17 protein-coding genes are annotated in these 15,363 nt (G+C 72.6%); 5 read left to right on the top strand and 12 right to left on the bottom strand.

The window, feature by feature from the left end; translation table 11 throughout:
- Window positions 1-74: 74 nt before the first annotated feature.
- Together OG992_RS10160 and OG992_RS10155 are read right to left on the bottom strand one after the other, a co-directional pair.
- Complete coding sequence (locus OG992_RS10160; RefSeq protein WP_266303060.1) at window positions 75-752, bottom strand: HAD family hydrolase; 678 nt, start codon at window positions 750-752, stop codon at window positions 75-77.
- A 25-nt stretch (window positions 753-777) separates the two neighbouring features.
- Window positions 778-2,916 carry a SpoIIE family protein phosphatase gene (locus OG992_RS10155; protein WP_266303059.1) on the bottom strand — a complete coding sequence of 713 codons (2,139 nt, stop codon included), beginning with the start codon at window positions 2,914-2,916 and terminating at the stop codon, window positions 778-780.
- A 198-nt stretch (window positions 2,917-3,114) separates the two neighbouring features.
- Here OG992_RS10155 and OG992_RS10150 point away from each other — a divergent pair, with 198 nt between their 5' ends.
- Window positions 3,115-3,924 (top strand): hypothetical protein, encoded by an 810-nt coding sequence (locus OG992_RS10150; protein ID WP_238682919.1) that lies wholly within the window; start codon window positions 3,115-3,117, stop codon window positions 3,922-3,924.
- Between the two features lie 68 nt (window positions 3,925-3,992).
- Here OG992_RS10150 and OG992_RS10145 read toward each other — a convergent pair whose 3' ends face one another.
- The gene (locus tag OG992_RS10145; protein ID WP_238682920.1) at window positions 3,993-4,346 is read right to left on the bottom strand and encodes a DUF6401 family natural product biosynthesis protein; all 354 of its coding nucleotides are present in this window, start codon (window positions 4,344-4,346) and stop codon (window positions 3,993-3,995) included.
- 162 nt (window positions 4,347-4,508) lie between these two features.
- Here OG992_RS10145 and OG992_RS10140 point away from each other — a divergent pair, with 162 nt between their 5' ends.
- Window positions 4,509-4,958 carry a hypothetical protein gene (locus OG992_RS10140; RefSeq protein WP_238682921.1) on the top strand — a complete coding sequence of 150 codons (450 nt, stop codon included), beginning with the start codon at window positions 4,509-4,511 and terminating at the stop codon, window positions 4,956-4,958.
- On the opposite strand, the gene OG992_RS10135 is transcribed toward OG992_RS10140, so the two are convergent.
- Window positions 4,955-5,164 (bottom strand): hypothetical protein, encoded by a 210-nt coding sequence (locus OG992_RS10135; RefSeq protein WP_210787345.1) that lies wholly within the window; start codon window positions 5,162-5,164, stop codon window positions 4,955-4,957. The two genes, OG992_RS10140 and OG992_RS10135, sit on opposite strands and share 4 nt — an antisense overlap.
- Window positions 5,165-5,322: 158 nt before the next feature.
- On the opposite strand from OG992_RS10135, the gene OG992_RS10130 reads away from it, so the two are divergent.
- Entirely contained in the window at window positions 5,323-6,633 is a 1,311-nt protein-coding gene (locus OG992_RS10130; protein ID WP_266303058.1) for a sugar MFS transporter, read from the top strand.
- Here the strand turns inward: OG992_RS10130 and OG992_RS10125 are convergent.
- From OG992_RS10125 to OG992_RS10110, 4 genes are all read right to left on the bottom strand, one after another.
- Window positions 6,588-6,851: a hypothetical protein gene (locus tag OG992_RS10125; protein ID WP_266303057.1), complete on the bottom strand. Its 264-nt coding sequence runs from the start codon at window positions 6,849-6,851 to the stop codon at window positions 6,588-6,590. The two genes, OG992_RS10130 and OG992_RS10125, sit on opposite strands and share 46 nt — an antisense overlap.
- Before the next feature lie 111 nt (window positions 6,852-6,962).
- Window positions 6,963-7,424: an SRPBCC family protein gene (locus tag OG992_RS10120; RefSeq protein ID WP_238682924.1), complete on the bottom strand. Its 462-nt coding sequence runs from the start codon at window positions 7,422-7,424 to the stop codon at window positions 6,963-6,965.
- A gap of 52 nt (window positions 7,425-7,476) precedes the next feature.
- Window positions 7,477-7,893, bottom strand: a complete 417-nt coding sequence (locus tag OG992_RS10115) for a DUF2795 domain-containing protein (protein WP_238682925.1) — start codon at window positions 7,891-7,893, stop codon at window positions 7,477-7,479.
- Window positions 7,894-7,993: 100 nt separating this feature from the next.
- Window positions 7,994-8,983 carry a YihY/virulence factor BrkB family protein gene (locus tag OG992_RS10110; RefSeq protein ID WP_266303056.1) on the bottom strand — a complete coding sequence of 330 codons (990 nt, stop codon included), beginning with the start codon at window positions 8,981-8,983 and terminating at the stop codon, window positions 7,994-7,996.
- A gap of 176 nt (window positions 8,984-9,159) precedes the next feature.
- Here OG992_RS10110 and OG992_RS10105 point away from each other — a divergent pair, with 176 nt between their 5' ends.
- A complete protein-coding gene (locus OG992_RS10105; protein ID WP_210785235.1) occupies window positions 9,160-9,561 on the top strand; it encodes a ChaB family protein in 402 nt (133 codons plus the stop codon).
- Window positions 9,562-9,631: 70 nt separating this feature from the next.
- Here the strand turns inward: OG992_RS10105 and OG992_RS10100 are convergent, their stop codons facing one another.
- On the bottom strand, window positions 9,632-11,065 hold the full coding sequence (locus OG992_RS10100) for an aldehyde dehydrogenase (RefSeq protein WP_266303055.1): 1,434 nt from the start codon (window positions 11,063-11,065) through the stop codon (window positions 9,632-9,634).
- 72 nt (window positions 11,066-11,137) lie between these two features.
- Here OG992_RS10100 and OG992_RS10095 point away from each other — a divergent pair, with 72 nt between their 5' ends.
- Entirely contained in the window at window positions 11,138-12,778 is a 1,641-nt protein-coding gene (locus tag OG992_RS10095) for an NAD(P)/FAD-dependent oxidoreductase (RefSeq protein WP_266303054.1), read from the top strand.
- A gap of 112 nt (window positions 12,779-12,890) precedes the next feature.
- Here the strand turns inward: OG992_RS10095 and OG992_RS10090 are convergent, their stop codons facing one another.
- The 3 genes from OG992_RS10090 to OG992_RS10080 all read right to left on the bottom strand — a co-directional run bounded on the left by OG992_RS10090 (window position 12,891) and on the right by OG992_RS10080 (window position 15,234).
- Window positions 12,891-13,658: a polyprenol monophosphomannose synthase gene (locus tag OG992_RS10090; RefSeq protein ID WP_238682929.1), complete on the bottom strand. Its 768-nt coding sequence runs from the start codon at window positions 13,656-13,658 to the stop codon at window positions 12,891-12,893.
- A 149-nt stretch (window positions 13,659-13,807) separates the two neighbouring features.
- Window positions 13,808-14,809, bottom strand: a complete 1,002-nt coding sequence (locus OG992_RS10085; protein WP_266303053.1) for an SDR family oxidoreductase — start codon at window positions 14,807-14,809, stop codon at window positions 13,808-13,810.
- Entirely contained in the window at window positions 14,806-15,234 is a 429-nt protein-coding gene (locus OG992_RS10080) for an SRPBCC family protein (protein WP_308193616.1), read from the bottom strand. Before OG992_RS10080 ends, OG992_RS10085 begins: the two co-directional genes overlap by 4 nt.
- Between the last annotated feature and the right edge of the window lie 129 nt (window positions 15,235-15,363).

Below are 15,363 nucleotides of genomic sequence, written 5' to 3'. Positions count from 1 at the left end.
GGGCAGGTGGTGACAGTCCTTGCCCCGCAAGGGCTCCGGCTATGCGCGTCAGTGCCGGTGGACCCGAGTGATCCTCACCGGGGTCGGGCGAGCGGCGAGTCCGCCAACTCGTGCAGCAGCGCGGCCGGGTCCTCGTACACCGCCACGGCACCCGCGCCGGCGAGCTCGCCGCGGCTGGTGCCACCGCAGGTCAGGCCCACGCACGGAATGTTCAGCTTGCCGGCCGCGGCGACGTCCCACACCGAGTCGCCGACGAAGACCACCCGCTCGGCGGCCAACCCGGACTGCTCCAAGGCGGCGATGAGGATGTCCGGGGCCGGCTTGCTCTGCTGGGCGTCCGCGGAGGAGGTGATCGTGTCGATCACGTCATCGGCGGCCAGCGCCCGACGAAGCGCGCCCACCTCGGGTTCCGAGGCGGAGGTGGCCAGCACGACCCGCAACCCCCGATCGGCGCAGGCCCGCAACAGGTCGGCCGCCCGGGGTAGCGGTGTGAGCCGTTCCCAGTACTCGGCGTAGAGGGTGTCGTGCGCGTCGCGCAGCTTCGAGTCGGCGTCGCGGTCCCGCTCCGGGCCGAGGAGATGATCCAGGAGTTTGTCCGAACCCATCCCGATCGAACGGTGCACCACCGCCATCGGCACCGGTTGATCGGTCTGACGTAACGCCTCCCACCAGCTCACCGTGTGCAGGTAGGTGGTGTCGACCAGGGTGCCGTCGACATCGAAGAGGACCCCGGCGGGCCGGTCGGTAGCCATGGGCGTCCTCCTACCCTCGGGCGGCTCAGGGATGCGCGGCCGGCGGCGTGAGGATCTCGAACCAGACCGTGGAGCCCCGGACCGACGGGTCGGTGCCCCAGGCGTCGCTGAGCTCCTCGATCAGGCCGAGGCCGCGCCCGCGACTGCTCAACGTGTCGGTACGGGCCCGGGTCACGGTCCCTCGGGTGCCGGAATCCGCTACCGAGACGAGCAGCCGTTCGGCGCTGAGGTCGATCTCCACGCGGGCGGCCGTGCCGGCGTGCAGCAACGCGTTGGTGGTCAGCTCGCTGGTGCAGAGCACCGCCGCCCCGATCACCGACTCGGGCACCTGCCACTCGGTGAGCTGGCCGGTCAGCCAGTGCCGGACCCGGCTTGGCGCCGTCGGCTCGGCGGGCACCTCCATGCTCGCCGAACGACTCGGTTTGAGCGCGTGCTCGACCGCCAGCACTGCCACGTCGTCCTCCGTGCCGCCCGGGACCGCCGCGGTGGCCACCGCGCAGAGCGCGCGGGGGTCGCCGCTGCCGGCCTTCGCGATGGCGTCGCTCAGCGTGGCCAGCCCGGCGCTCAGGCTCTGCCGGCGACGCTCCACCACCCCGTCGCTGAACAGCAGCAGGGTGTCGCCGGGGCGGAACGGGACGGTCGTGGTGCCCGGCCGGCCGCCCAACCCCAGCGGCGGCCCGGCCGGGACGTCGACGTACTCGGCGTGGAACCGACCATCCGGGTCACCGCGGCGGATCAACGGCGCGGGGTGACCGGCGCTGGACAGGGTCAGCTCCCGCCGCTCCGCGTCGATCACCCCGAACGCCACGGTGACGAACAGCTCGTGGGTGCCGGCCTCCGCGCCGAGGCTGGTCACCAGCCGGTCCAGGCCGGCCAGGACCGCGTCGGGCGTCGGGTCGGCCAGGGCCAGAGCGCGCAACGCTGCCCGGACCTGCCCCATCCGCGCGGCGGCCTGCACGTCGTGCCCGGCGACGTCGCCCAGCACCACGCCGAGTGAGCCGTCGGGCAGCAGGAACGCGTCGTAGAAGTCACCGCCGGCCGCGTTGCCGTCCACGCCCGGGTCGTAGCGCGCCGCGATCCGCAACCGGGGTAGATCCGGCAGGTGCTCCGGCAACATGCTGCGCTGCAACAGTTGGGCAGTGCCGTGCTGCGTCTCGAACCGGCGGGCCCGCTCGGCGGCCTGGCCGATCAGCTCGGCCGAGGCGGCCAGCAGCGCCCGCTCGGCGGGGGACCAGGTGTGCGGAACCTGGTAGCCGACCGCCAGCCCGCCGCGGACCACCGAGGTGCCCAGCGGCAGGGCCGCCACCGCGCGGACCTTCTGGTCGTGGCGGTCCACGGCGGTGTCCCGCAGCGGCTGCCCGTCGCGGGTGAACGACGGGGCGCCGGAGCGGGCCGCCTGCACCACCGGGGCCGACCAGTCCGCCGGTGCGCGCCGCCAGAGCGGGGGAAGCCGCTCGTCGGCCTCGTCCAACAACTCGCCACGGACCCGACGCACCATGCGCCAGCCGCCGCCGCCCTCGTCGACAGCGAACGAGGCCTGGTCGGGGTCGAACGTGGTGATCGCGTACCGCAGCGCCACCCGGGCCACGTCGTCGAGGGTGAGGGTGCCGGCGAGCGCCGCGGCCACCTCGCTGAGGCTCTGCAACTGCTCGGTGACGTGGGTGGTCTCGGCCGCGACAGTCAGCACGCCGACGATCTGCCCGGCGCTGTCGCGCACCGGTGAGTAGCCCCGGGTGAAGACCGCCTGCTCCACCGTCGCGGAGTGCCCACGGACCAGCGGCAGGGTGGACTCCTTCTCCAGGAAGGGCTCGCCCTGCCGGTAGCAGCGCTCGATCACCGCGCCGACGCCGGGCAGCGCCCAGATCTCCGCGAACACCTCGGCGGCCGGACGGCCGAGGGCGCTCGGGTGCTTGGTGCCCAGCAGTTCGGCGTAGCCGGCGTTGTAGAGCAGGACGAGATCGTCGCCGTACGCCAGGGCCATCGGCATCGGCGAGGCGAGGACCAGCTCCACCACTGCCTGGAGGGCGACGTCCCAGTCGTCGGCCGGGCCCAGCGGGGTGTTGGCCCAGTCGTGGGCGAGCACGCCGACGGCCGGGCCGGACCCGGTGGGTCTGCCCGGGCCCGGAGTTGCTGGTGTGGGGACCCGCCCGACCGTTCCTGGCATGTTCGCAGCCTAGTCGGCCGACCGGAAAAGGCATCCGACCACGGCGTCCGGCCGTCGCCGAGTCCCTCGCGGTGGCCGTTCGGGCAGTTCAGGGCCCCTGTCCGGAGGTCTGTCGGGAAAAACGCCGCGCGCTGCGCGGAGTGCCGGACCGGTTGCCGGGTATGCGCCCGGCGCAGTCCATGCGACAGGAGGGACATCATGCTGAAAACCCTCGCGGTCCGGCAGGCCGACATCGGCGATGCCATCGCCGACACCTGGAGGTCGGTGCTGCTCTTCATCCCGAAGGCAGTGGCCTTCATCGTCATCCTCGTGGTCGGCTGGCTCATCGCCAGAGCCGTCCTCAAAATCGTGGATACGGTGCTGGAACGGGTGCGCTTCGACCAGGCGGTCGAACGCGGTGGCATCAAACGGGCCCTGGAGAGAACGAAGTACGACGCCAGCGACATCCTGGCCAGACTGGCGTACTACGCCGTACTGCTGTTCACGCTGCAGTTCGCCTTCGGAGTCTGGGGACCCAACGCGATCAGTGACCTGATCAGCGGCGTGGTGGCCTGGCTGCCGCGCGCGTTCATCGCGATCGTCATCGTGGTGGTGGCGGCCGCGATCGCCAACGCTGTCCGGGATCTGGTCACCGGGGCGCTGGGAGGGCTCTCGTACGGCAAGGTCCTGGCCGATCTGACGGCGATCTTCATCATCGCGCTCGGTGTGATCGCCGCCCTCAACCAGGTGGGTATCGCCACCACGGTGACGACTCCGGTGCTGATCGCGGTGCTCGCCACGGTGGCCGGCATCCTGATCGTCGGCGTCGGCGGTGGTCTCGTGAAGCCGATGCAGAACCGCTGGGACGGCTGGTTGCAGCGGGCGGCCCAGGAGGCTCGGGCGGTGCAGCAGCAACGTCAGGCCGCGTCGGCCGGGCGTAGCGACGTGGAGCGGCAGATGGCCGACCGCGGGGGTGACCGCACCCAGGCCATGCCTCGGGTGGACGAAGCCCAGCAGTACCGCTCGTAGCGGGCGGAACGGCACGACGGGTGGGGAGGGTGTTCCGCGTACGACGCGGGGTGCCCTCCCCTCGCGTGTCAGTGCCGATCGAGTGCGCGAGCCAGCGCGCAGACCGCGACGAGGCGGGTGAGCAGCCACTCCGGCTGGCTCCAGTCCACCGACCCGCTGGGTGGCGTCCACCCGTGCTCCAGGGCGGCGGCGCGCACCCCCTCGGCGTAGCCGGCGAGCGCCGCGGCGCTCAGCGGCGTGCGGTCGCCGTCGAGGCTGTCCCGGACGGCCGCCGCATGCTGGTCGACGAGGGCCAGCAGGCCCGGGCGCGCGGCGGCGGCGGCGAGCCCGACAGTGCCCACGGAGACGGTGAGGGCGGCCAGGGTGGACCGCGCCGAGTCGACGGCGGTACGGGAGGCGACCCGGTTGAACGGCACACGCATGGTGACCGAGGCTAACCGACCAGTGACCGTGTCGACCTCGTCCGCTCGGCGGATGTCGGGTGCGCCACTGAGGCGGTCGACGCTGGCCTGGGGGATTGATCCGGCACAGACGGGGCAGCAGGAGAACACCCAGGAATGACGGCACCCGGCACGGAGGCACGGATGGGACAGCAGGTGGACGGACCCGACGAGCGGCACCGGCGGCCGGACGGCGTCAGCGACGCGACGATTGCCGCGCTCGGCAAGCTCAGCGAGGCGCTGGAGTGTGTGGAGCGGGCCCGGGGGCACCTCTACTCGGTGCACCAGTTGATCGGCCACGCCGACCTGATGCTCGACGACGCGGTGGAGCAGTTTCGCGCCGCTGGGCATCCGCACCTCGCCGACCGGATCGCCACTGAGCTACGCGGCCGCAACGTCATCGCCGGACGGTGGACGTTTCAGATCGTCGAGGACTTCGACGACGGCTACCACGCGCTGTTCCGCGAGTTGGACCAGCAGGCCCGCGACGAGTTGGTGGGTGGGCGGCGCCACCTCTACGAGGCGGAGATGAAGGAACGCCGCCGGAGCCGGGGCCGGCCGGGCCACGAGGCCCGGCCGGGTGGCGAGGGCTAGTCGCTTGTCGCGTCGGCCGGGCGACGCCGTGCCGCGTCGTCAGCGATGATCACGGTGGCCACCATCAGCGCGACGCAGAGGCTGAACAGCCACGACTCGTCGGCGACGAGCCAGGCGGACACGGGTGCCTGGAGCGCGGCGAGCAGGAAGCCGAGCCAGGCGAGTTTGCGCTGACGCGTGGAGAGGATTCCGGAGCCTTGATGCATCCCGAAATTCTTACGCGAACCGGCCGGCTTGCCGTCCTCCGATCGGCCGATTCTGGATGAGCTGTCCGTTTTCTCGACCGTACGGACACGACTTCTTTGCGCCGCGAGCGATCGGGTGCCGACGGCGCTAGGGTGCCCCTGCGGCAGGATGGTGTCTCGTGTCCACCGCGCCCGCGCGTCCCCGCGCCGCACTGCTCCTGCTGTCCTACCTCGCGTTCGTCAGTCTCGGCCTGCCCGACGGCCTGCTCGGCGTCAGCTGGCCCTCGATCCGAGGCGACTTCGACGTACCGACCGAGGCCGTCGGGTGGGTGCTCACCGCCGGCACCGTCGGCTATCTCACCTCCAGCGTGCTGGCCGGCTTCACGCTGGCCCGGGTCGGCGTGGGCGCCCTGCTCGCCGGCAGCACCCTGGTGGCCAGCCTGGCGCTGACCGGCTACTCGGTGAGCCCCGTGCTGGCGGTGCTGGTGGGCTGCGCGCTGCTGCTCGGGCTCGGCTCCGGCGCTGTCGACTCCGGGCTCAACGCGTACGCCGCCGGGGCCTTCGGGCCTCGCCACATGAACTGGTTGCACGCCTTCTTCGGCCTCGGCGTGGCCATCGGCCCGCTGATCATGACCGCGGTGCTGAGCGCCGGGCTGGCCTGGCGCTGGGGGTACGGCATCGTGGCCGCCGCCCAACTCGTCCTCGCCGTCGCGTTCGTGCTCACGGTGCGGGCCTGGCGCCGTGACGCCCCAGCCGGCACCGAAGCGGGCGCGGCGGTCCAGGGCGTGCCCGGCGCCACGGATTCCGGGCCGGCGTCGACCGTCCAGGTTCCGGTTCGGGACACGCTGCGGTTGCCGGCGGTCTGGTCGGGGTTGCTCGCCTTCGCGCTGTACGTGGCCATCGAGGTGTCCGCCGGCCTGTGGGCGTTCCTGCTGCTGACCGAGGGGCGCGGGCTCAGCGCGGCGTTGGCCGGCGGCTGTGTCTCCGCGTACTGGGGCAGTCTCTTCGTCGGCCGGGTCGTGCAGGGTCTGGTGGCCGAGCGCCTGGGGGCGGGGTTGGTGTTGCGGGCCAGCCTGGCCGGAATGGCCGTCGGCGCGGCGCTGATCGCCGTTCCCGGCCCGGCCGCCCTGGCGGTGCTCGGCCTTGTCGTTGTCGGTTTCGCCGCAGCGCCGGTGTTTCCGCTGCTCACCCTCACCACCGCCGAACGGGTCGGCGCGGCGCACGCGGACCGGGCCATCGGGATGCAGATCGGCGCCTCGGGCGTCGGCGCGGCGCTCGTCCCGGCCGGGCTGGGCGTGCTGATCGGCAACACGTCGGTGCAGGTGCTGGGCGCGGCTCTGCTGGTGCTCGCGCTGGCGCTGATCGCGCTCTACGAGTGGGGTGCCCGTCGCTCGACCGGCCAGCCCAGCGGGCGGCCGGCGCCCAGTCAGCCCGGCGGGGAGGGTCAGCCCGCGTCCGGGCCGGTCCGCCCGGTGGTGGACGGGCGGTAGCGGCGCTCCGGATCGGTGTCCTCCCGGCTGTTGCCCTGGGCCTGCCCCTTACGGTCGTCCGCTGCCGGCCCGTGCCCGAACGTCGCCTCTTCCCCCGCGTCGTTTCCGGTCACGTCGTCGGCCTGCCCGTCGAGGCTGGAGCCGGCCACGGCCTGCTCCAGCTCTTCCAACGGAAGCCGTTCCTCGTCCCGCCACACCCTGATGTTGTCGTCGGTCATGTCTTCAGCGGTACCCGGGCGCGATGATCGCAAACGGTGGTGTGCGACAAGGCTCGGATACGGCGATGGCCGCCGGGAATCCCGGCGGCCATCGCAGGTCACTGCTCACCGTCACGGCTGCGGACGGTCCACCTGTCCGCGCCAGGCGCCGGTCTCCTGACCACGCCGCTCGATGTAGGTCTTGAACCGTTCCAGGTCGCCCTTGGCCCGTCGGTCGACGATGCCGAGCTTGTCGCCGGCCTGCTCGACCACGCCGTGCGGCTCGAACTCGAGCTGCAGGGTGACCCGCGTCTTGTCCTGGTCCAGTCGGTGGAAGGTCACCACGCCGGCCTGCTGGGTGCCGTCGGTCGAGCGCCAGGCGACCCGCTCGTCGGGGAGCTGTTCGGTGATCTCCGCGTCGAACTCGCGCTTCACACCGGCGATGTCCACGGTCCAGTGGGTCATCGTGTCGGAGAGCTGCCGGACCTCCTGCACACCCTCCATGAACTCGGGGAACTGTTCGAACTGCGTCCACTGGTCGTACGCGGTGCGTACGGGTACGGAAACGTCCACATGTTCGGTAACGCCACTCATCGGGGAACCTCCTTCAGCCACTGGTGGATTGCCGGATCGGGGGCGATCCTGGTCACCAGCGAGTTGTCTCGTTCTTGTTGCCCAGCGCCGCCCACACCTCGGAGACCGTCTGGTAGACGGTGCCCTCGGGCAGCCGTTCCAGCGACGCCACGATGTCGTCCGGCGCCTCGTTCTCACGGGCGCTGGCAATGAGCACCAGACGGTCGCCCGGCAGCGCGCTCATCGAGATGAACCGGCCGAGCCGGCTGCGCTGCTCGACGTCCGTAGAGCTCATGCCCTGCGGGGTGCCGGTGCGCAGGTCGCCGGCCGGGGCGGTGGTCGTCTCCGGCTGGTCCTCGCCAGCCGGTTCCGGCACCCGCGACTCGTCGACCCGAGAGCCACCGGTCCCCGGCCCCTGTACGAGGCCGCTGACCTCCTGACTCATCTGTTCGTCGATCCTCGGTCCGTGCTTGCTGTTGCCACGCTCCATGCCTTCTGCGCTACCCGGCACCTCACCCGATAAACCGGCACCGGGCCACGAACCGGCCCTCGGTCCGGCGGCGAACCGGACACCGCTGCCGAACGGAGGCCTACTCGTCGGCGGGCTTGCGGGGCGGCAGCACCGGCTCGTCCGGGTTCGGGTCGCCGGCCTGCAACTGCCGCCCGCGCTGCACCTCGGCGTTGATCTGCACGCCCAGCATCAGCGCCGAGTTGGACAGGTAGAGCCAGACCAGGAACGCGATGGCCGCCCCGAGGCTGCCGTAGGTGGTGTTGTACGAGCTGAAGTTGGCCACGTAGAGGCCGAAGCCGAAGGAGGCCGCCGCCCAGGAGATCAGGGCCACCGCGCCGCCGGGGGTGAGCCAGCGAAACCGGGGCTGGCGCACGTTCGGCGCGATCCAGAACAGCAGGGACAGCAGCGCCATCATGATCATGGCGAGGACCGGCCACTTCGCCACGCTCCACGTCGTGCGGGCCAGGCCGCCGGCGTTGACCAGGTCGCCGACCGCATCGGTGACCGGCCCACTGACGATCAGGCCCAGGGCGACGACCGCGAGCAGCACCAGCGTGACCGCCGCCAGACCGATCTGTAGCGGCCGAAGCTTCCACACCGGGCGGCCCTCGGTCACCCCGTAGACGGCATTGGAGGCGCGGGTGAAGGCGCCGATGAAACCCGACGCGGACCAGAGCGCGCCGAGCAGGCCGAAGCTCAGCAGCAGCTTGGGGTTGCTCTGGTCGAGCACCACGGTCTGGAGCACGCCGACCACGCCGCCCTCGTCGTTGGTCAGCACCGAACCGGCGCCCACCTGGTTGGCAAGGTCGACCACAGTGTCCAGGGTCCGCTCCCCGTCAGAGACCAGACCGACCAGCGCCACCACCACGATGGCGGACGGAAAGAGCGCCAGCACCCCGTAGTAGGTCAGCGCCGCAGCCCAGTCGGAGCAGTTGTCGTTGACGAAGTTCTGGACGCTGCGGACCAGCACCCCGCGCCAGGTCCGCCAGCTCAACTGCCGCATCCGTCGGGGCACCCCCCGGGTGCCCGGTGTGCCGTCGAGCGTCGTACCGGGCTCCGTGGTCGTCATGCCCGCTCCCTGCGCCCCGGCCGCCGGATGACCGGTCGTCCGGTCTGGCCTGGCCCGGCGGTACCCGGATGGTGAAATCGACAAACCCACCCGGTACCCGACCGTCGCCGCTATGGTTTGCCGCCCGGTCACCGGGGAACGGTCACAGTGACCCTGTCGACACGGAGGAGGACGAGATGCCCGGGCGCGAAGACCTGCCCAGCACGCTGCGGCGCTCCCCGGAGAAGGCGCAGCGCACCTGGGAAAAGACGCACGACTCGGCGGTCGAGACCTACGGCGAGGGGGAGCGGTCGCACCGCACCGCCTTCGCCGCCGTGAAGCATCAGTTCGAGAAGGTGGGCGACCACTGGGAGCCGAAGGGCCGCAAGGGCCCCAGCGACCAGCAGGCCGCCGGCGGCGGGCCGGAACGACGGGCGCCCACCGCCGGTGGCGTGGACGCCAACGCCACCAAGGACCACCTGATGTCGGTGGCCCGCAAACTCGACGTGCCCGGTCGGTCGAGCATGACCAAACCGGAGCTGGTCACGGCCATCGAGAAGGCCAACGACCGCGCGACCCGCAAGGCCCGCGGCGACTGATCGCCGCCGCACCGGAGCACAACCGACGCGGTACGGGCGGACGCGCCACCCCTGCGTCCGCCCGCGCCGTTCACCAGTGCCCGCCCCCCGGCGCCTCGATGTGCACCGCCTTCGTGGCGGTGAACTCGTCCAGCAGTTCCGGGCCGTACCCGAAGCCCTGTCCGCTGGCCCGGCGCGGGTGCGCGGCGCCCCCCGGCGCACCCCCGAACACCGCGTTGACCTTGACCGTGCCCACCGGCAGCTCCCGCCAGGCCCGCTGCGCGTGACTCATCGACGGGGTCAACACAGTGGCGGCCAGCCCGTACGGGGAGTCCGCCGCGCAGCGCAGCGCCTCGTCGAACGAGTCGACGACCACCACCGGGGCGACCGGCCCGAAGGTTTCCTCCCGGACCAGCGGCATGTCGTGGCGGCAGTCGGTGACGACGGTGGCCGGGTAGAACGCCCCCGGCCCGTCCGGGACCTCACCGCCCACCCGCACCCGTGCGCCGTCCGCCAGCGCGGCCGCCACCTGCCCGTGCACGTGGTCCCGGTGCCGCCGGTCGACCAGCGGGCCCAGCTCGGTGTCCGGGGCCCGGCCCGGCCCGACCCGCAGCGCCGCGGCGCGTCGGACCAGCGCGGCCACGAAGTCGTCGGCCACCTCCCGGTGCACGTAGAGCCGCTCCACCGCCACGCAGATCTGCCCGGCGTTGGCGAACGCGCCGAGCGCGGCCTGCTCCGCCGCCCACTCCGGGTCGACGCCCGCGTCCACGATCAGCGGGTCGCTGCCGCCGTTCTCCAAGAGCACCTTCGCGCCGGTCCGGGCCGCCGCGGCGGCGATCGCCCGCCCGGTCGCTGTGGAACCCACGTGGGCCACCACGTCGACGTCCTGCGCCGCCAGCGCCGCACCCACCTCCGGTCCGCCGGTGAGCAGTGACAACACCCCTGCCGGCAGAGCCTGGTCCAGCGCCCGGGCCAACAGCCAACCCGTCGCCGGTGTCCGTTCGCTCGGCTTGTAGAGCACCACGTTCCCGGTCACCAGGGCAGCGCCGAGCAGTCCACAGGAGACCGCCACCGGGTCGTTCCAGGGGGTGATCGCCGCGACCACGCCGCGTGGCTGTGGGGTGAGGAAGTCCAGCGCGTCGGTGTCGCCGTTCAGCGTGCGCCCGCCGCGCAGCGGCGCCAGTTCCGCATACTGTCGCAGGGTGCCGATCCCCGCCTCGACGCCGCCGCGGGCGTCCGCCAACGGCTTGCCCATCTCCGCGGTGACCGCAGCCGCCAACTCCTCGATCACCGCCTCCACCGCGTCCGCGGCCCGGTGCAGCGCCGCCGCCCGTTCCGCCGGGGCGGTCGCCGCCCACTGGGACGCCGCGTTGCGGGCCGCCTGGGTCGCCTTGCCCACCTCGTCGGCAGTGGCCACCGGCACCGTGCTCACCGGCGCGTCGTCCGCCGGATCACGCACGACCAGTTCGCCGCCGTCGCCGCCCGCACCCCACACCCCGCCCACCAGCTGCGCAACCGTGTACATGCGGCGCTGGATGCCCCGGCCCCGACGAGGCAAACGCGTTTCGCCCGGTTGCGCGCCGGGTAGGCGGATCCGATGACAACCACCACCGCGCAGAGCGCGGACGCCGTCATCGTCGGCGCCGGGCACAACGGCCTGGTGGCGGCGAACCTGCTGGCCGACGCCGGCTGGGACGTGGTGGTGCTGGAGGCGACAGCGGTGCCCGGCGGCGCGGTCCGCTCCGCCGAGGTCACCGCGCCCGGCTACCTCAGCGACCTCTACAGCTCGTTCTACCCCCTCGGGTACGCCTCACCGGTGCTGGGCGGCCTGGACCTGGGTCGACACGGGCTGTCCTGGCGGCACTCGCCGGACGTGCTGGCGCACCTGCTGCCGGACGGTCGAGCCGCGGTGATCAACCGGGATCCGGACGTCACGGCCGCGTCGCTGGAGCAGTTCGCCCCCGGGGACGGTAAGCGCTGGCTCAACGCGTACACCGACTGGCTCGACGTGGCCGAGCCGATGCTGGAGGCGATCACCTCGCCGTTCCCGCCGGTACGCGGCGGGCTGGGTCTCCTGCGTCGGTTGCGCGTCGCCGGCGCGCTGCGACTCGCGCGGCGCCTGGTCGTACCGGTCCGCAAGCTCGGCGACGAACTCTTCGACGGTCCCGGCGGGCCGGCCCTGCTGGCCGGCTGTGCCCTGCACACCGACCTCTCCCCGGAGGAGGCCGGCTCCGGGGTGTACGGCTGGCTGCTGGCCATGCTCGGCCAGCAGGTCGGCTGGCCGGTCCCCGACGGTGGCGCGCAGCGGATCACCAACGCGCTGGTGGATCGGCTGCAGGCGCGCGGCGGGACGATCATCTACGGTGCCCGGGCCGATCGGGTGCTCACCGCCCGGGGCCGGGCGATGGGGGTCCGGACCGTCGGCGGCGCGCTGTGGCGGGCCAGGCGGGCAGTGCTCGCCGACGTGCCGGCGCCGGCGCTCTACCTCGACCTGGTCGGCGCGGCGGCACTGCCGTCCCGGCTGGTGGAGGACCTGGCGCACTTCCGGTGGGACGGCTCCACGCTGAAGGTGGACTGGGCGCTCTCCGCGCCGGTGCCCTGGACGAACCGGCAGTTGGCCGGCGCCGGCACCGTGCACCTCGGCGCGGACCTGAACGGACTCACCCACTACGCCAGCGAGTTGGCCCGTGGCGAGCTGCCCCGCGACCCGTTCCTGCTGGTGGGGCAGATGTCGGTGGCGGACCCGAGCCACTCCCCGCCGGGTACCGAGTCGCTCTGGTCGTACACCCATCTGCCGTTCCGGCGAAACTGGCGGGCCGAGGAGGTAGCCGGGCACGTGCAGCGGATGGAGGACGTGCTGGAGGCGGCGGCCCCGGGTTTCCGAAGCCTGATCGTGGGCCGACACGTGGCCGGACCGGCCGACCTGGAGAAGGGCAACCCGAGCCTGGTCGGTGGCACGCTCGGCGGCGGGACCGCCGCCGCGTACCAGCAGCTCTTCCTGCGCCCGATCCCTGGCCTGGGCCGGGCGGACACTCCGGTGGACCGGCTCTTCCTGGCCAGCGCGTCGGCGCACCCCGGCGGCGGTGTGCACGGCGCGCCGGGCGCGAACGCGGCCCGCGCCGCGCTGGCCCGCGACCGCGCGCTCACCGGCCGCGCCTACGCCGCGGCCATTTCCACCGCCCACCGCGCCATCTACCCCGACCAACCCACCGCCCCGCCCCCGCCTGGCTCTCGGTGATCAAGAGATTTGCGTCAGATCTGCCGGCGCTGACGACGCAAACCTCTTGATCACCCGGGTGTGGGTGGGTGGGAGGGGGCGGGAGGGGGAGGGGGTGGGGTGGGGTTTGGGGTTAGCGGGTGATGTTGCGGTGTTTGCTGCGGAGGCGGAAGGGCATGAGCGCGCTCTCCACCTTGGTCGCGGTGGTCATCTTGGAGACACCGTCGCGCCGCTCCTCGAAGCGGATCGGCACCTCCAGGATGGTGTGCCCCAGCTTGGTGGCGAGGTAGTGCATCTCCACCTGAAAGCTGTAGCCGTTGGACTGCACGCGCTCCAGGTCGATGTCGCGCAGGGCCTCGGCCTGCCAGATCTTGAAGCCGGCGGTGAGGTCCCGGATGCGTACCCGCAGCAGGGTGTGTACGTAGAGGTTGGCCCAGCCACTGAGCGCCCGGCGGTAGAGCGGCCAGTTCTCGTCCAGCTCGCCGCCGGGCACGTACCGGGAACCGATCACCACGCTGGCCTGGGTGGAGAGCAGCGCGCCGAGCATCCCCGGCAGCGCCTCGGGCGGATGCGAGAGGTCGGCGTCCATCTGCGCCACGTACTCGGCGCCGCCCTCGATCGCCCGGGTCATCCCGTCCACGTACGCCCGGCCGAGGCCCTCCTTGCCGGCGCGGTGCACGACCTCGATCCGGTCGGGGTGCTCGATGGCCAGCTTGTCGGCCACCTCCCCGGTGCCGTCGGGGGAGTTGTCGTCGGCGACGAGGATGCGCAGCCCCGGCAGCGGCAGTGCGAGCAGTCGCTCGACCAGCGTCGGGAGGTTGCCCGCCTCGTTGTACGTGGGCACGACGACGGTCAGGCGTGCGTCCCGCCACGGCGACGGCAACTGCACCGGCTTGATCATGTCGGTCATCCTCGGTTTGCGGACAAGGGTCATGGAAAGGGTATCTAGTTCCCGGATTCGGTCCGAGGGAGGCACCCCTTTCGGGCGTTGCGGACCCTCGCCGCCTACCGGGCGCGGGTGTCTAGGCCCTGGTCAAGGGCTTGTGCTGGTCAGCGCCGTCGGCGAGCGACAGCGCTGAGGGCGAGCGCCGCGACGGCGAGCGCGACACCGGAGAGCGCCGGTTTGTGCGTGCCGACCCAGAGCGCCGCGGAACGGTCACGCGCCTGTTCGCGGAAAACACCCGCCGTGCCCCGGTCCGTGTCCGCGTCGCCGGGGTGATCCAGATTGTCCCGCCAGGTCGCTGGATCGATCTTCTGGCCGGTCTGCTGGCTGTCGTAACCGTCGCGGGCCAGCTTGCGGTCCAGCAGGCCGGGGAACAGGGCGTCGCCCACCCGGGCCTGCCAGGTCGGGCCACCGACGTTCAGCTCCCTGGTGCCACGGTCGGCGGCCCAGAGGATGGCCCGAGCGGCCAGTTCCGGCGTGAAGATCGGCGGCACCGGCTGCGGATGCCGGGGCAGCCGGGTGCGGACCCAGGAGAACTGCGGCGTGTTGACGGCGGGTAGCTGCACCATCGACAACTTCACCGCCGGGCAGTCGTGCAGCAGCTCGGCACGCAGCGAGTCGTTGAACCCCTGGACGGCGTGCTTGCTGGCGCAGTACGCCGACTGGAGCGGGATTCCCCGGTAGGCCAACGCCGAGCCCACCTGCACGATCGTGCCCCGCCCGTGCGCCCGCATGTGCCGCAGCGCGGCGAGGGTGCCGTGCACGGTGCCCAGGTAGGTGACCTCGGTGACCCGACGGAACTCCCTCGCCGGAATCTCCCAGGCCGGCGCGAACACCGACGCCATCGCGTTGTTGATCCACACGTCGATGCCGCCCCAGCGGTGCACCACGTCGTCGGCGGCCTGCTGCACCGCGCCCGCGTCGGCCACGTCCACCCGGTACACCCGAACGTCGGTCGCGCCGCGCAGCCGGCACTCCCGCTCGGCGGCGGCCAGACCCGCCTCGCCCCGAGCCAGCAGCGCCAACCGGGCGCCGCGTGCCGCGTACGCGTGGGCGACGGCCCGGCCCACGCCGGCGCTCGCGCCGGTCACCACGACGGTCCGGGTCACGAGGCCCCCTTCTGTCGGGTGGCGATGTCGGCGAGCCGGTCCAGCGTCTCCCGGTTCCGGAGGTGCAGCACCAGATCGTTGATCTTGTTGTGGACCCACCGCAGCGGGCCAGCCGCGAAGTCCTCCCCGAGGCGCACCCGGGTGGCGCTGTCGCCGACCGGCTCCAGGGTGAAGGCCACTATCGCCTCGCCCGCCGGCCAGAGCCCGGCCTTGAGCACGAGCCGGTGCGGCGGCTCGCAGACCAGCACCGTCGAGGCGTCCTGCAAGGAGAGCGGCCACGGCCCGGCACGGTGGTGCAGTTGGCTGCCCACCCGGGGCCAGGCGTCGTCCACGTCCCGCATGTGCGCCGTGCCGACCACCCAGTCGCTGTACGTCCATCCGTCCGCGAGCACGTCGAACACCTGCTGGGGGGAAGCGTCGATCACTTTCTCCACAATCGCCACCGGGATCCCATACCCGGAGCACGGCACGGGCTAACAGCTGACCGGGTTAGCTTCTCTCAGACGGCGGGTAAGGCCGACCCGGGGCATCGCTGGAGGCGCTGGCCCACCCCC

This window comes from Micromonospora sp. NBC_00362, assembly GCF_026342155.1.
Classification (GTDB): Bacteria; Actinomycetota; Actinomycetes; order Mycobacteriales; family Micromonosporaceae; genus Micromonospora; species Micromonospora hortensis.
Note: the sequence above shows the minus strand (reverse complement) of the source record. Positions and strands in the feature narration are given on the sequence as shown.

What these genes read in the sequence shown, in the direction of transcription:
- OG992_RS10160 (WP_266303060.1), bottom strand. Translation starts at nt 752, where the DNA reads ATGGCTACCGACCGGCCCGCCGGGGTCCTCTTCGATGTCGACGGCACC.
- OG992_RS10155 (WP_266303059.1), bottom strand. Translation starts at nt 2,916, where the DNA reads ATGCCAGGAACGGTCGGGCGGGTCCCCACACCAGCAACTCCGGGCCCG.
- OG992_RS10150 (WP_238682919.1), top strand. Translation starts at nt 3,115, where the DNA reads ATGCTGAAAACCCTCGCGGTCCGGCAGGCCGACATCGGCGATGCCATC.
- OG992_RS10145 (WP_238682920.1), bottom strand. Translation starts at nt 4,346, where the DNA reads ATGCGTGTGCCGTTCAACCGGGTCGCCTCCCGTACCGCCGTCGACTCG.
- OG992_RS10140 (WP_238682921.1), top strand. Translation starts at nt 4,509, where the DNA reads ATGGGACAGCAGGTGGACGGACCCGACGAGCGGCACCGGCGGCCGGAC.
- OG992_RS10135 (WP_210787345.1), bottom strand. Translation starts at nt 5,164, where the DNA reads ATGCATCAAGGCTCCGGAATCCTCTCCACGCGTCAGCGCAAACTCGCC.
- OG992_RS10125 (WP_266303057.1), bottom strand. Translation starts at nt 6,851, where the DNA reads ATGACCGACGACAACATCAGGGTGTGGCGGGACGAGGAACGGCTTCCG.
- OG992_RS10120 (WP_238682924.1), bottom strand. Translation starts at nt 7,424, where the DNA reads ATGAGTGGCGTTACCGAACATGTGGACGTTTCCGTACCCGTACGCACC.
- OG992_RS10115 (WP_238682925.1), bottom strand. Translation starts at nt 7,893, where the DNA reads ATGGAGCGTGGCAACAGCAAGCACGGACCGAGGATCGACGAACAGATG.
- OG992_RS10110 (WP_266303056.1), bottom strand. Translation starts at nt 8,983, where the DNA reads ATGACGACCACGGAGCCCGGTACGACGCTCGACGGCACACCGGGCACC.
- OG992_RS10105 (WP_210785235.1), top strand. Translation starts at nt 9,160, where the DNA reads ATGCCCGGGCGCGAAGACCTGCCCAGCACGCTGCGGCGCTCCCCGGAG.
- OG992_RS10100 (WP_266303055.1), bottom strand. Translation starts at nt 11,065, where the DNA reads ATGTACACGGTTGCGCAGCTGGTGGGCGGGGTGTGGGGTGCGGGCGGC.
- OG992_RS10095 (WP_266303054.1), top strand. Translation starts at nt 11,138, where the DNA reads ATGACAACCACCACCGCGCAGAGCGCGGACGCCGTCATCGTCGGCGCC.
- OG992_RS10090 (WP_238682929.1), bottom strand. Translation starts at nt 13,658, where the DNA reads ATGATCAAGCCGGTGCAGTTGCCGTCGCCGTGGCGGGACGCACGCCTG.